A 13,982-nucleotide genomic window follows, 5' to 3' on the forward strand; every position below is an offset into this window, starting at 1 on the left:
GGCCGTGAGCTATTTTCGGGGCGTATCCTGCTCCGAGGTGATGCGGGCGTACTCTTCGGGGTTTTCGAGCACGCCGACGGCGCGTGCGACCTCGGCATCGCCGGGCAGCGAGTGCTCGATCACGCCGGCCTGATAGGCGTGGCGCATGACGATGTCGTTGTTGATCGTCCCGATGACCTGTTCGCGGTAGGTTTCGAGGTTTGTCTGCGTATCGTCCTTCAATTCGGCCTCGACCTTTTCGAAGCGCGCTTTCAGGTCGTCGAAGAGGTCCTCGTCGGCTGCTTTTTTCAGGGCTTTGAGGGCGCGCCTCGTGTCGGACTCATAGGGGACCTTCTTCTCCTTCATGAACTCCGCGAAGTCGGCATAGTCGTCGTCGGAGATCGAGAAGGTGCGGATGTCGATCGCCTGTCCGGGGTTGCGGCGGGTGTATTCGTCGCCGAAATCCTCGATGAACCCCATCGCGTAGAGGGTTGCGGCGAAGCGGGAGATGTACTCCGGTTCGGTGCGGATGTCGGGCATGATGCCGCCGCCGTCGTAGACCTTTCGTCCGGCGCGGGTCGTGAATTCGGAAATCAGCGAGTCGGGGACGGTGCGCACGGATCCCTCCTGCGAATGGGAGTAGTCGATGGCCTGTATGCAGCGCCCCGAGGGGATGTAATATTTGGCGGTGGTGAGTTTGAGCATGGTGTTGTACCCGAGGGGGCGGGTTGTCTGGACGAGCCCCTTTCCGAAGCTCCGTTGCCCGATGAGCACGGCGCGGTCGAGGTCCTGCAAGGCGCCGGCGACGATCTCGGCCGCGGATGCGGTGTTCCCGTTGATGAGCACGACGAGGGGCAGGTCGGGCAGTATGGGCTCGGACCCGGTGCGGAACACCTGCCGGGACTCCTCCGAACGGCCCTTGGTGCTGACGACTTCGGTTCCTTTGGGGACGAACATGCCGAGAATCTTGACGGCTTCCTGCATGATGCCTCCACCGTTCGAGCGGTAGTCGAGGATGAGGCCTTTCAGGCTGCCTTCCTGGCGGAGACGTTCGACGGCGGCCCTCATCTCCTCGTAACACCCTTCGGTAAAGTCGCTGTGGCGGATGTATCCGATCCCATCGGCGGCCCATCCGGCGAAGGGCACGCCGGGGATTGCGATGCGCTCGCGGCGGATGACGGCGGTCTGCTGCGTTCCGTCGAGGTGCTCGACGGTGACGCGGACCTTGCTGCCGGGCTCTCCTTTGAGCCTTGACGAAACCTCTTCGGTCGAGAAGCCCTTTGCGTCCTTTCCGTCGATGGAGAGGATCTTGTCTCCGATTTTGAGACCGGCCCGATCGGCCGGCGATCCTTCGTAGGGCTGTGCGATGCGGACGTAGTCCTCCTTCTGTCGGATGAGAGCGCCGATTCCGCCGTACTTTCCGGTGGTCAGGAGTTCGAAATCCTGCATGCCCTCCTCGGGGATGTATTCGGTGTAGGGGTCGAGGTCGCTGACCATGCCGGCGGCGGCCCCTTCCATGAGTTTGTCGGGGTCGACCGGATCGACGTAGTTGAGCGACAGTTCTCGCATCATGTTGACGGTGATCTCCATGTTGCGTCCGAGCCCGAAGTCGTTCCGGGCGGCGAAGATCGTAACGGCGGCGACGGCCACGGCAGCCGTTGCCGCGATCAGCGGGCGGTATTTTCTATTCATTGCGTCGAATCATCTCCAAAAAGGAATCGAGCCGGTACTGGACGCGGGCCACACCGCGGCGTATCCCCTCGATCCGGATCCATTGTCCGTATTGTGAAACAATCAGTTCGTCTTCTCCGAGCATCATGAGTTTCCGGCCCCAGTTGTCGGCGCGGAAGACCATCACGCCGTCGTGTTCGCTGCGGAGCGAGAAGCCCTCGGAACGGAAGGCGTTTAGGATCTGTTCGCGGTTGTCGTCGATGTTCCCCTCGACCTGCCGCACGATGAATCCGAATTTGGGATAGAAGGCGGCGAGCAGGAGGATCACGGCGGGGAGCATCATGCCGCGCGGCGTATGGAACATCACGTAGAGGGTCTCCGTGACGGTAAGTCTGGCGGTTCCGGCCATCCGGTTGAGGTACATGATCGCTGCACATAGAACGCACAGGGCGCAGAAATATTTTAACGAGCGGATGAAGTATTTCATAATTTTCGAGTTTTGTTTTTTCCGATTTGTCCGTGGCGGCCATCCGGTACCCGGATCGACCGTTCTGTTTTTCTTTGCCGGGAGGGGGTTGAGGCGGGAGTTCCGGCGCTCCATTCACCGCCTTTTGTTCTTACGGTTTTTTCGTTATTTCCCCGACGGCCCGGGCGACCTCCTGCATCAGCCACTTGGGGGTGGACGTTGCGCCGCAGATTCCGACGCTTCCGGTCCCCTCGAACCAGGAGGCTTCGATTTCGTCGGGTTCTTCGACGACGTGGGTCTTCGGGTTGGCGCTCCGGCACACCTCCGAGAGCACCTTTCCGTTCGAGGACTTGCGTCCGCAGACGAAGATCACGACATCGAACCTTGCGGCGAACTCCGTGAGATGCTGCTCGCGGTTGGCGACCTGGCGGCAGATCGTATCGTCGATGCGTACCTGCCCGGGGTCTGCGGCACGGCGCTTCATCTCGGTGCCGAGCGCTTCGAAGAGAGCGATGCTCTGTGTGGTCTGCGAGAGGAAGTGGATCGGGCGTGCGAAGTCGATTGTCCGGAGATCGTCGGCGTTTTCGATCACGATCGTGGGCTCTTCGACCTGTCCTGTGAGTCCGACGACTTCGGCATGTCCCCGTTTTCCGAGGATCACGACCTGTCCGCCGACGGGCCCCATCTGTTCGTGGGCCTGCATGACGCGGCGTTGGAGTCGGGCTACGACCGGGCAGGTGGCATCGATCACGCGGATTCCCAGGCGTTCCGCTTCGGCATAGGTGGTCGGGGGCTCTCCGTGCGCCCGGATGAGCAGGCGGCCTCCGGCGATTGCGGGCATTTCGTCGTGGGTCACGGTCCGGAGTCCCAGGCGTTCGAGGCGCTGAACCTCGATGCGGTTGTGTACGATGTCTCCGAGCGAGTGCACGGTCCCGCCTTCGGCGAGGGCCTTTTCGGCCTCCGTGATGGCGCGGACCACACCGAAGCAGAAACCCGATTTATCGTCTATCTCGATACGCATGCGTTTTGTCTTTTTGGGGATCCGTTTCCGGATTTTTCAAGGGGGCTTTGCCTTTCGCCGGCCCCTCTGCCTGCCTGCCCCTTACGGGCGGGCGGTAACTTCGGCAAAGCGCGCCAAAAACCATTCCATCTGCTCTGGGACGGTCATGTGACTGTTGTCCAGCACGATGGCATCCTCGGCCTGACGGAGCGGCGAGACGGCACGGTTCATGTCGGCCTTGTCCCGTTCGCGGACATTGCGCTCGATCTCATCGAGCGTTACGTCCATGCCTTTCTCTTTCAACTCCTTGTACCGGCGTTCGGCCCGGACGGCGGGATCGGCCGTCATGAAGAGTTTCAGTTCGGCATCGGGAAAGACGACCGTTCCGATGTCGCGTCCGTCCATCACCACGCCGCGTCGCTGCCCCATCTCCTGCTGCATGGCGACGAGTTTCTGCCGCACCTCGGGGATGGCGCTGACGCGGCTCACGCAGTTCGAGACCTCGATCGTGCGGATCTTTCCCTCGACGAGATCACCGTTGACGTAGATGTCGCTGGCGCCGCGCTCGGGGTTGAATCGGAAGGTGATGGAGATCTCCGGGAGGAGCTTCACGACGGCCTCGTCGTCGACGATTCCGGAGCGGATGGCCCCGTGTTCGAGGGCATAGAGGGTCACGGCGCGGTACATGGCGCCGGTGTCGATGAAGATGTAGCCCAGGCGGGCCGCTATTGCCTTTGCGAAGGTGCTTTTGCCGCAGGACGAGAAGCCGTCGACGGCGATTATGATCTTTTGTTTAGTGTCCGACATTCGGGAATATGTCAAAAAAAGTGGATAATATGGTGTAGATGCCTAAAATTCCGATGATGAGTCCGGCGACATGGTTTATGGTGAGCATGTGCCGGGGGCGGAAGCGTCTGCGGAAGAGGTTGATGACGCAGGCGAGGAAGGTCCACCAGGCGGCAGCCCCGCAGAAGAATCCAGCGATGACGAAGATGGCGCGGAAGAAGTCTCCGACGGTGTGTTCGGTCATTTCGCCGCTCGAAATCTTGAATACGGCGAAGAAGGCGAGGATGTAGGGGATCACCATGATGAAGTTGGCGATGGTGAGTCCGAATATGGATGCGAAGTCCTGCCAGAGGGATGTTTTTCCGGCGCGGTTTCTTCGGATCTGCGGGACGGGGTTCTGTGCGAAAATGAATACGCCGACGATGACGACGAAGATTCCGCCGATTACCCGCAGCAGGGTGTTGTACTGCTCGATCTGGGTTTGGAGCATCGAGTAGAAGAACAGGGCGATCATGGCCATGAAGGTGTCGGCGCATGCGACGCCGATTCCGGATATGATTCCGGAGCGCCTGTTCTTGGAGAGCGTGCGCTGGATGCAGAGCACGGCGACGGGCCCGACGGTGATCGAGGCTGCGACGCCGACGCAAATGCCGCGGAACAGGGTTTCAACGATATCGAATGCCATATTGCCGGAGTGCGGGTTTGGATGACAAAGATACGAAAAAGGCGGCACATACGGATCATGAAAGATAAAAAAACGGGAATTCTGTCCGGCGTCGGGGTCATACTGTTGATAAAATATCGAAAACTTTGCCGTCCGGGTATAATATCATGTTGCGAAACCGGTTATTTTTGCAAAAAATCAAATTCGTGAGGTATGGCAGAGATGAAACAATTCGGCATTGATCTGGAACTGGACGATCAGGTGGCACAGGGACACTATTCGAATCTGGCCATCATATCGCATTCGACGTCGGAATTCATCATCGACTTTGCAACGGTTCTTCCGGGGGTGCAGAAGGCGCGCGTCAAGAGTCGGATCATTCTTACGCCGGAACATGCCAAGCGGTTGTTGCGCTCCTTGCAGGACAACATTGTCCGCTACGAGAGCAACGTGGGCAAGATCGAGATTCCGACTCCGGGTGTGATTCCGGAGACGGGCCCCAAGATGGGCCAGGCCTGACATCGAAGGGGACGGGGCCAGCCTGACATCGAGGGGCCAAACAACGAAAACCCGGAGTCTGAATCCAGGCTCCGGTTTTTTCATGGCTCGCGCGGATCGTCACAACGCCTCGGCAACGACGTAGGTGCTGCCTCCGATGAAGATCAGATCCTCGGGACCGGCGAGTTCTCTGGCGCGCGCCAGTGCTTCCGAAACCTGCCCGACAGCATCTCCGTGCAATCCGTAAATGGCGGCTTTGGCGGTCAGTTCGGCGGCCGGGAGGGCTCGTTCGGATTGTGCCTGCGTGAAGAGATAGTGTGCCTCGTGGGGCAGCAGTGGCAGGATATGCGCCAGATCCTTGTCGCGGACGAAGCCGATCACGCAGTACAGATTGCGGTGAGGCGTCTGCTTCAACTGTTGGGCGACCCAGGCTATTCCGTGGGCGTTGTGTCCCGTGTCGCAGATCGTCAGCGGGGCATCCGCGAGTTTCTGCCAGCGGCCCATCAGCGAGGTGTTGGCCGCGGCTTTTTTCATACCTTCGAGATAGGCTCTCCGGGAGATCGTCAGGGGCGTCTCCTCGTGGAGGAAGTCGATGGCGGCCGAAGCCGTGACGATGTTGCGGCACTGGTAATCCCCTTGCAGGTCGAGCTCCACGTCGAACGCCTGTTCGTCGCGGGTTCTGCGGAGCCGGAAATGCTGGTATTCACCCTCCGGGCGGTGCTCCTCGCAGAGGAACTCCCGCTCGGCATAGATCACGCGGGACTTGTTCGCCGCGGCCGTCTGTTCGAAGACCTCGTTGTAGCGGGCGTCGGCTTCGCCGATGATGACGGGGATGCTTTTCTTGATGATCCCGGCCTTTTCGCGGGCGATCTTCGGGAGCGTGTCGCCCAACAGTGCGGTGTGTTCGAGTCCGATGTTGGTGATGACGCAGAGGATCGGGACGATGATGTTCGTGGCGTCGAGACGTCCTCCGAGTCCGGTTTCGATCACGGCGACCTCGACGTCGCTCTGTGCAAAGTAGTCGAAGGCCATGGCTGCGGTCATTTCGAAGAACGAGAGTTCGAGTTCGACCATTTTGTCGTGGTGCTTGTCGACGAAGTTGACGACCTTCTGCTTGGGGATCATTTCTCCGTCGACGCGGATCCGTTCGCGGAAGTCGCGCAGATGGGGCGACGTGAAGAGTCCGGTCCGATACCCGGCCTGTTGGAGGACCGAAGCGATGATGTGGGCCACGGAGCCTTTGCCGTTGGTTCCGGCGACATGGATGGTGAAGAAGTTCCGCTGGGGGTTTCCGATGTGGCGGCAGAATGCGGTGATGCGCTCCAATCCCGGTTTGTATCCCGTAGCGCCCTGGGTTTCGAAGGCGGGCAGCGACTGGAAGAGGAATTCGAGGGTCTGGGTATAGTTCATGACAAATGGGGTTTATTTCACAAGATGGTTCCGTCGTTTGACGCGGTAGGCGACGAAGTACAGGACGGAGAGCAGCAGGATGTATTCGGCCATGCGGCCCAGATAGTCTCCGTATCGGGTGTAGAAGGTCGTTTCGCTGTGGAGGGGCACCTCCGCCGTGAGGATGCCGCGCTCCTCCCAACCGAGGGTCTCCCCGATTTGGCCCGTCGCGGATATGAATCCCGACTGACCGGTGTTTGCCGCGCGGGCGATGGCTCTGCGGTGTTCGATGGCGCGCAGGCGGGAGATCGAGAAGAGGTGCTTGTATCCGGGTGTGTCTCCCCACCATCCGTCGTTCGAGATGATGGCCATGAATTGGGCGCCGCGGCGCACGAAGTCGCCGTAGAAGTCGCCGTAGAGTCCTTCGTAGCAGATGGCCGGACCGACGGCCGCGCCGTCATGGGCGAATGCCGTTCCGTGGAGACCCTTTCCGATCTGTCCGACGACGCCTCCGAGGTCGATGACGAGGAATTTCAGCACCTTGAATACCCACGTCGGGGTGTTCTCCACGCCGATCACCAGCCGTCCCTTGTGGTGGAGCTGCATGCGGCCTGCGGAGTCGAGCCCCACGGCGGTGTTGAAGACGTCGTAATACCCTCCGCCGAATCGGTCGGGACGGGCTGTTTCGGTCTGTGCGCCGGCGGGATAGGAGCGGATGGTGTTGGCCCCGGCGATGAGCAGGGCGTTGGGGAGGCGGCTGCGGAGCGAGTCGGTCAGCTCCGCCCAGAAGGCTCCGGGTTCTGCGGCGTCGCCCCAGGGGTATTCGGCCAGGGCCGGTTCGCGGTAGTATCCCGGCACGGCCGTTTCGGGCAGCAGGACGAACTGCGCATCCTGCGGGACCTGCGCGAGCAGGTCGAGGATATTCCGCTCCTGACGCTCCGTGTCGCCGTGGAATTTGTCGTAGCAGTCGACATTGGGTTGGATGATGCTGACGCGGACCGTCCCCTCGTCGGGTTGGGTCCAGCAGCTTCGGACGATGAGCGACGCGGCGACGGGCAGGAGGATGACCGCGGCGGCAGCGTACCGTTTCCGGGGGTTGCGTCGTGCCTTCCAGGCCTCGAAGATCAGGATGTTGGCGATGAGCACCCACAGCGAACCGCCGAAGACGCCCGTGTATTCATACCATTGTACGGCCCACACTTCGTGCGAGAAACCGTTTCCGAGGATGAGCCAGGGCCAGGAGAAGTCGCCGACGGTGTACCAGTATTCGGTGGAGATCCATGCGGCGGCGAGGGTGACGTATGCGAGGGCCTTGTGCGCCTTTTTCGAGACGGTGTGGAAGAGCATGAAGGCGATCAGGTTCAGGGTCGTCGAAGCGAGCGTCGCGGCGACGGGGCCGACGGGCGTGGCATACCAGATCCACCACACGGTCAGTACGTTCCAGAGCGCGAAAGCGAGCGCTGCCCACCCGAACATGCGCCACCAGTCGCGTCGGGAATCGCCGTAGGAGTCGCTGATCCAGAGCAGGGGGACGAGACCCGCGAAGAGGGTCATTCCCGAAAGCCCGAGCCATCCCGGAGCAAGGAGAATGGCTGAAAGGATTACCGCTGCAAACCTGCGCAACATGGAAGGAGAATTTTATGAACGCAAAAGTAGTCAAACGGGCGCATATTTCAAAATATTTCCTACATTTGTCCAGCTATTGACCAAACCGTCTGAAAGATGAAGAAAATCCTTGTATTTTGGAGTTTTGTGGCCGGGACGCTGCTGTTCGCAGGCTGCGGATCGAAAAGTTGCCGGATGGAGGATGGGATCCTCGTGACGGAGACCCCGGCCCGGGCGGCCGGACAGCGTTCCGTACTGGGCCTGCGGACCGAACCGCTGGATACGGTTCGGGTGGGATTCATCGGGCTTGGGATGCGGGGCCCGGGAGCCGTGGAGCGGTTCACGCACCTGGAAGGGGTCTCGATCCGTGCGTTGTGCGACCTCTACCCCGAGCGGGTCGACAGTGCGCAGGCCATCCTGACGCGGCGCGGGCTTCCGGCGGCTGCGGCATACAGCGGCGAGGAGGGCTGGAAGGAGCTTTGCCGGCGTGCGGACCTCGATCTGGTCTATATCTGCACGCCGTGGCAGCTGCACGTCCCGATGGCGGTCTACGCCATGGAGCAGGGCAAACATGTTGCCGTGGAGGTCCCGGCGGCCACGTCGCTGGAAGAGTGCTGGCAGCTGGTCAACACGGCCGAGCAGACGCAGCGCCACTGCATGATGCTTGAAAACTGCGTCTATGACTTCTTCGAACTTACGACGCTGAACATGGCCCGGCAGGGACTTTTCGGCGAGATCCTCCATACCGAGGGAGCCTACATCCACAACTTGGAACCCTTCTGGGACTACTACCAGGGGAACTGGCGTCTCGACTTCAATCAGAAACACCGGGGCGACGTCTATGCCACGCACGGGCTGGGTCCGGCGTGCCAGCTGCTCGACATCCACCGTGGCGACCGGATGCGCTATCTGGTTTCGATGGATACGCCGTCGGTCAAGGGCCTTGAAACAGCGCAAGAGAAGATGGGTGCGGAGACGTTCGCCAACGGGGACCAGACGCTGACGCTGATCAAGACCGAACGGGGCCGGACGATCCTTCTGGAACATAACGTCTATACGCCGCGCCCGTACAGTCGGATGTACCAGCTGACCGGCACGAAGGGCTTTGCCAACAAATATCCGGTGGAGGGATATGCCTTCGAGCCGGAGCAGTTGTCGGATGCCGGGGTTCCGGACCATGAGAATTTGAGTTCGCACAGCTTCGTGTCGGACGAGGTGCGTGCGGCATTGATGGAGCGGTACAAGCATCCGATCACGAAGGAGCTGGAAGCAACGGCCCGGGAGGTCGGGGGCCACGGCGGCATGGACTTCATCATGGACTACCGGCTGATCTACTGCCTGCGGAACGGTCTGCCGCTGGATCAGGATGTGTACGATGCGGCGGAATGGTCGTGTATCGGAGCCCTGACGGCCTTGTCTCTCGAACATAACAGTGCCCCGGTTGCGGTTCCGGACTTCACGCGCGGGGACTGGAACAAGATTCGGGGTTACCGCCATGCCATGGTCGGGGAGTAGCCGTTGTCTGTTTCCTGGCTTTTGAATCCACGGTCCGGGCCTTTGACGTGTTTAGGATTTGCCCTGCCCGGCGGGTGTGCGATTCCCGCCACGGGAAAACCGCCTGCAAATTGCTTTGCGGCGGTTTTTCTTTGCGTCTCGGGTCTGCGACCTCGGACTTTCGAGCCGAATCCGAATTTGACTTCGCTGTGCTCGTCTTCTCTCGGCTGCTTGCCGCAGGGGCGCTTTCGAAAGTCCGCCTCGCTTTCGCGAGTCACATTCCGCAACAAAAAACCGCCTGCAAATTGCTTTGCGGCGGTTTTTCTTTGCGTCTCGGGTCTGCGGCCTCGGACTTTCGAGCCGAATCCGAATTTGACATCGCTGCGCTCGTCTTCTCTCGGCTGCTTGCCGCAGGGGCGCTTTCGAAAGTCCGCCTCGCTTTCGCGAGTCACGTTCCGCAACAAAAAACCGCCTGCAAATTGCTTTGCGGCGGTTTCCGTTTGCGTTTCGGGCCTTGCGGCCTCGGACTTTCGAGCCGAATCCGAGATTTGAACTCGGGACCCCTTCATTACGAGTGAAGTGCTCTACCGCTGAGCTAATTCGGCTTTCAACTGCCCGCAAGAACATCGGTTTTTGTGAACCCTACCGTTCTCTTTGGGACTGCAAATATCTGAAAAAATTTTTTTCCTCGCAACAATTTTGTGAAAAATCTCGCAATTCTTGTTATATTCGCATGGAAACAGAGTCTTAATTTTTGCTATGATCACTTTTCTGATATGTCTGGCGCTGCTCATCGCGGCCTATTTTACCTATGGCCGTTATTTGGAGCGGCTGGTCGGCATCGACCCTTCGGCGACTACGCCCTGCGACCGCCTTTATGACGGCGTGGATTACGTTCCGCTTCCGCGCTGGCGGATTTTTCTCATCCAGTTGCTCAATATCGCCGGTCTGGGCCCCATCTTCGGCGCGGTTCTCGGTGCGGCGTACGGTCCCGTGGCCTTCCTGTGGATCACGCTGGGCGGTATCTTCATGGGTGCCATGCACGACTTCATCTCCGGCGTCATCTCGCTGCGGCAGGACGGTGCGAGCCTTCCCGAACTGGTGGGGCGCTATCTGGGCCCCGGCGTGAAAATCGTCATGCGCCTGTTTTCCGCAGGGCTGATGATCCTCGTAGGAGCAGTTTTCCTTTCGCAACCCGCCTCGCTGATCGCCAACCGACTGGATATCCCGTCTCTGGACGTTCCGGCCTTCGGCGGTTTCTCGTGGCTGCTGCTGATCGTGCTGGGGGTGATTCTTCTTTATTATATTGCGGCGACGCTGCTGCCGGTCGACAAGATCATCGGCCGGATCTATCCGATTTTCGGCTTTGCCCTGCTGTTCATGGCGCTCGGGATCCTCTTCGTACTGCTGTTCGACCGGGACTACGTGATCCCGGAGCTGACCTCGCTGCGGAACTGCATTGCCGATGCGCGGAATTTCCCGATCGTCCCGATGCTCTTCACGACCATTGCCTGCGGCGCGATTTCGGGGTTTCATGCCACACAGTCGCCGCTGATGGCGCGCTGCATGCGCAACGAACGGGAGAGCCGCTCGGTCTTCTACGGAGCGATGATCTCCGAGTCGATCATTGCCCTGATCTGGGCGGCGATCGGCATGGCCTTCTGGGGCGGTGTCGAGGGATTGAACGCCGCGATCGCACAATACGGCGGTCAGGCGGGCGTGATGATCGACGTCATTGCCACGAAGACGCTGGGACCGGTTCTTGCGGGCTTTGTGATTTTCGGCGTCGTGGCCTGCGCCGTCACCTCCGGGGATACGGCCTTCCGGTCGGCGCGCCTGATCGTGGCGGACTTCATGGGTGTCGAGCAGCGGACGCTGCGCAAGCGCATCTATATCTTGTTGTGATCTTTAAACTGCGACGCGACGATGCGAAAGGCTGTGCTTGAACCCACTCCGGATCAGACGTTCGAGGTGGTCGGGGAGGGTCCGTATGATTTTTCCCGGGTGTTGGCCCGGACGCGGCAGATGCAGGCCGAAGGGGATGTCGAAGGAGCCTGCAATGCCCGGTTTCAGGCGTTCCAGCGCCTTGCGGAACTGATTCCCGAGGATGAGGAGGTGAATCTCGAATGGAACCACCGCAATTCGCGGGCGGCCCTGGAACTGATCCGTGCGTCGGCCATCGACCACTTCCTGATCAATGATTTCGAACTTTCGGCGGCGCTGTTGGAGATGCTGCTCGAACTCGACCCGGAGGATCATCTGGAAGGGAGCCAGCTGCTGGCCTTCGACTATCTGGCAATGGGCGAGGAGGAGCTTTTCGACGAGGTCATCAACGACATCTCGGACAAATCCCCGGCGCGGGAGATTCTGCTGCTGTGGTCGGCCTACCGTCGGGACGGGAAGCTGCCGGCGGGGGAGCTCCAACGCTTCCGGAGCCATTTCGCCCCGTGGTTCGAGGAGTTCACGGCGGCGGAGCATCCGGCCGATGAGGCTTACCTGCGGGACATCGAGAGCGAGCATCCGACCCCGGCGGCGCAGGCGCGGGAGCTGTGGCTCCAAACGGAGAACCTGTGGGCTCTGTGGCCGGTCTTCATCGAGGCGCTGCGTGCGGCCCGTTGAGAGAGGGGCGTTGAAAGGGGGCCCGTTGAGAGGGGGAGCCGTTGAGAGAGGGGGGGGCTGAAAGAGGGCTTGTTGAGGATGGGTGTTGAGAGAGGGTGCTGGGCGTAACTTGTTGAGAACAGACACGGTCCGTCGGCTCCGGGGGCAGAATTTTGAACTGATAATAGACAACCATAATTTCGAAAGCCATGAAAACCAACACTTGCTGTTTGCTGGCGGCACTGCCGGCTGCGGCTCTTTTTCAGGGTTGCGGCGACGGACCCCGACCTGCTGCGGGGACTCGTCCGAACGTGATCTTCATTTATGCCGACGATCTGGGAATCGGTGATTTGAGCTGCTATGGGGCGACGAAGATCTCGACTCCGAATATCGATCGGCTGGCTGCGCAGGGCCGGCGATTCACGAACGCATACGCCACCTCGGCGACGAGTACGCCGTCGCGCTTCGGGCTGCTGACGGGCATGTATCCGTGGCGGCAGCAGAATACGGGCATTGCTCCGGGCAACTCCGAACTGATCATCGATACGGCGTGCCATACGCTGGCCGATGCGCTCCACAGCGTGGGTTATGCGACGGGGGCCGTGGGGAAATGGCACCTGGGGCTGGGTCCGGCCGGAGGTACGGATTTCAACGCCGAGATCCGTCCGGGAGCGCGCGACATCGGCTTCGACTATGAGTTCCTGATTCCGGCGACGGTGGACCGTGTTCCGTGCGTTTTTGTCGAGGACGGGCATGTGGTCGGTCTGGATCCTGCGGACCCGATCACGGTGAGCTACGACCACAAGGTAGGCGACTGGCCGACGGGAGAGGAGAATCCCGAACTGGTGACGCTGAAACCGAGCCAGGGGCACAACAATACGATCGTCAACGGCATTCCGCGCATCGGCTGGATGACGGGCGGGCGTTCGGCGCTGTGGGTCGACGAGAACATCGCCGACACGATCACGGCAAAGGCCGTGCGCTTCATCGCGCAGCACCGGGACGAACCCTTCTTCCTCTATATGGGGACGCAGGACGTGCACGTTCCGCGCGTTCCGCACCCGCGTTTTGCGGGCAAGAGCGGATTGGGGACCCGTGGCGACGTGATCCTGCAACTCGACTGGACGATCGGCGAGGTGATGCGGACGCTGGACTGCCTGGGGATTGCCGACAATACGCTCTTCATCTTCACGTCGGACAACGGGGCGGTGATCGACGACGGCTATCAGGACCGGGCGCTCGAACTGCTGAACGGCCATACGCCGATGGGCATCTACCGGGGCGGGAAATACAGCCTTTACGAAGCCGGGACGCGGGTTCCGTTCATCGTGCGCTGGCCGGCCCGCGTACGGCCGGGCGAACAGCCGGCGCTCTTTTCGCAGATCGACGTCTACCGTTCGCTGGCTTCGCTGACGGGGGCCGAACTTCCCGCGACGGCGGCTCCCGACAGCCGGGACTGCCTCCCGGAACTGCTCGGCGAACGTCAGAACGACCGGGAGTACGTCGTGCAGCAGAATCTGAACAACACGCTGGCGATCCTGTCCGGGCCGTGGAAGTATCTGGAACCGAGCGACGGCCCGGCTCTGGAATTCTGGACGAAGACCGAACTGGGCAACGCTCCGGAGCCGCAACTGTATGATTTGAGCGCCGATCCGCGTGAACGGAACAATGTGGCGGCCGAGCATCCCGACGTGGTTGCCGAACTGTCGGCTCTGCTGGCGGAGGTTCGCGGCGCCGTGGCTTCGACGGTGAAATAACCGTTTCGGTGCGGGGCGCCCGGAGCGGGTGCGATCGGAGCGGGAGCAATCGAACAACAACCGGGCACCGTTCCG

Annotated in this window: 11 protein-coding genes, 1 tRNA gene and 1 pseudogene; 5 read left to right on the forward strand and 8 right to left on the reverse strand. The window is 60.8% G+C overall.

Translation table 11 applies throughout. The features are described from left to right. Positions 1-9: 9 nt before the first annotated feature. The 5 genes from B5G16_RS01290 to B5G16_RS01310 form a co-directional block, all read right to left on the reverse strand. Entirely contained in the window at positions 10-1,671 is a 1,662-nt protein-coding gene (locus tag B5G16_RS01290) for a S41 family peptidase (RefSeq protein ID WP_087260299.1), read from the reverse strand. After that, complete coding sequence (locus B5G16_RS01295) at positions 1,664-2,137, reverse strand: hypothetical protein (RefSeq protein ID WP_087260301.1); 474 nt, start codon at positions 2,135-2,137, stop codon at positions 1,664-1,666. Before B5G16_RS01295 ends, B5G16_RS01290 begins: the two co-directional genes overlap by 8 nt. Positions 2,138-2,267: 130 nt before the next feature. Continuing rightward, positions 2,268-3,137 carry a 4-hydroxy-3-methylbut-2-enyl diphosphate reductase gene (locus B5G16_RS01300; protein ID WP_087260303.1) on the reverse strand — a complete coding sequence of 290 codons (870 nt, stop codon included), beginning with the start codon at positions 3,135-3,137 and terminating at the stop codon, positions 2,268-2,270. Positions 3,138-3,218: 81 nt separating this feature from the next. After that, positions 3,219-3,923: a (d)CMP kinase gene (gene cmk, locus B5G16_RS01305; RefSeq protein WP_087260305.1), complete on the reverse strand. Its 705-nt coding sequence runs from the start codon at positions 3,921-3,923 to the stop codon at positions 3,219-3,221. Then, complete coding sequence (locus B5G16_RS01310) at positions 3,910-4,587, reverse strand: LysE family translocator (protein ID WP_087260306.1); 678 nt, start codon at positions 4,585-4,587, stop codon at positions 3,910-3,912. Before B5G16_RS01310 ends, cmk begins: the two co-directional genes overlap by 14 nt. A 192-nt stretch (positions 4,588-4,779) precedes the next feature. Here B5G16_RS01310 and B5G16_RS01315 point away from each other — a divergent pair, with 192 nt between their 5' ends. Next, a complete protein-coding gene (locus B5G16_RS01315; protein WP_087260308.1) occupies positions 4,780-5,085 on the forward strand; it encodes a DUF3467 domain-containing protein in 306 nt (101 codons plus the stop codon). 99 nt (positions 5,086-5,184) lie between these two features. On the opposite strand, the gene B5G16_RS01320 is transcribed toward B5G16_RS01315, so the two are convergent. Then, on the reverse strand, positions 5,185-6,474 hold the full coding sequence (locus B5G16_RS01320; protein ID WP_087260310.1) for a bifunctional folylpolyglutamate synthase/dihydrofolate synthase: 1,290 nt from the start codon (positions 6,472-6,474) through the stop codon (positions 5,185-5,187). Between the two features lie 12 nt (positions 6,475-6,486). Further along, positions 6,487-8,079: an apolipoprotein N-acyltransferase gene (lnt, locus tag B5G16_RS01325; protein ID WP_087260312.1), complete on the reverse strand. Its 1,593-nt coding sequence runs from the start codon at positions 8,077-8,079 to the stop codon at positions 6,487-6,489. A gap of 96 nt (positions 8,080-8,175) precedes the next feature. Here lnt and B5G16_RS01330 point away from each other — a divergent pair, with 96 nt between their 5' ends. Further along, complete coding sequence (locus B5G16_RS01330; RefSeq protein ID WP_087260313.1) at positions 8,176-9,573, forward strand: Gfo/Idh/MocA family protein; 1,398 nt, start codon at positions 8,176-8,178, stop codon at positions 9,571-9,573. Between the two features lie 512 nt (positions 9,574-10,085). Here B5G16_RS01330 and B5G16_RS01340 read toward each other — a convergent pair. Beyond that, positions 10,086-10,157: transfer RNA gene (locus tag B5G16_RS01340), tRNA-Thr, on the reverse strand. Positions 10,158-10,311: 154 nt separating this feature from the next. On the opposite strand from B5G16_RS01340, the pseudogene B5G16_RS01345 reads away from it, so the two are divergent. The 3 genes and pseudogenes from B5G16_RS01345 to B5G16_RS01355 form a co-directional block, all read left to right on the forward strand. Then, positions 10,312-11,454: pseudogene (locus tag B5G16_RS01345) on the forward strand (carbon starvation CstA family protein); the annotation flags it as partial. 24 nt (positions 11,455-11,478) lie between these two features. Continuing rightward, a complete protein-coding gene (locus tag B5G16_RS01350) occupies positions 11,479-12,171 on the forward strand; it encodes a hypothetical protein (protein WP_087260316.1) in 693 nt (230 codons plus the stop codon). A 188-nt stretch (positions 12,172-12,359) separates the two neighbouring features. Next, positions 12,360-13,907, forward strand: coding sequence for a sulfatase-like hydrolase/transferase (locus tag B5G16_RS01355; protein ID WP_087260319.1), 1,548 nt, complete (start codon positions 12,360-12,362; stop codon positions 13,905-13,907). The last annotated feature ends 75 nt before the right edge of the window (positions 13,908-13,982 follow it).

Origin of the sequence: Alistipes sp. An66 (genome assembly GCF_002161445.1) — a bacterium.
GTDB classification, from domain to species: domain Bacteria; phylum Bacteroidota; class Bacteroidia; order Bacteroidales; family Rikenellaceae; genus Alistipes; species Alistipes cottocaccae.

Coding starts and splice junctions, on each gene's coding strand:
- lnt (WP_087260312.1), bottom strand. CDS start 8,079: ATGTTGCGCAGGTTTGCAGCGGTAATCCTTTCAGCCATTCTCCTTGCT.
- B5G16_RS01330 (WP_087260313.1), top strand. CDS start 8,176: ATGAAGAAAATCCTTGTATTTTGGAGTTTTGTGGCCGGGACGCTGCTG.
- B5G16_RS01315 (WP_087260308.1), top strand. CDS start 4,780: ATGGCAGAGATGAAACAATTCGGCATTGATCTGGAACTGGACGATCAG.
- B5G16_RS01355 (WP_087260319.1), top strand. CDS start 12,360: ATGAAAACCAACACTTGCTGTTTGCTGGCGGCACTGCCGGCTGCGGCT.
- B5G16_RS01350 (WP_087260316.1), top strand. CDS start 11,479: ATGCGAAAGGCTGTGCTTGAACCCACTCCGGATCAGACGTTCGAGGTG.
- B5G16_RS01295 (WP_087260301.1), bottom strand. CDS start 2,137: ATGAAATACTTCATCCGCTCGTTAAAATATTTCTGCGCCCTGTGCGTT.
- B5G16_RS01300 (WP_087260303.1), bottom strand. CDS start 3,137: ATGCGTATCGAGATAGACGATAAATCGGGTTTCTGCTTCGGTGTGGTC.
- B5G16_RS01310 (WP_087260306.1), bottom strand. CDS start 4,587: ATGGCATTCGATATCGTTGAAACCCTGTTCCGCGGCATTTGCGTCGGC.
- B5G16_RS01320 (WP_087260310.1), bottom strand. CDS start 6,474: ATGAACTATACCCAGACCCTCGAATTCCTCTTCCAGTCGCTGCCCGCC.
- cmk (WP_087260305.1), bottom strand. CDS start 3,923: ATGTCGGACACTAAACAAAAGATCATAATCGCCGTCGACGGCTTCTCG.
- B5G16_RS01290 (WP_087260299.1), bottom strand. CDS start 1,671: ATGAATAGAAAATACCGCCCGCTGATCGCGGCAACGGCTGCCGTGGCC.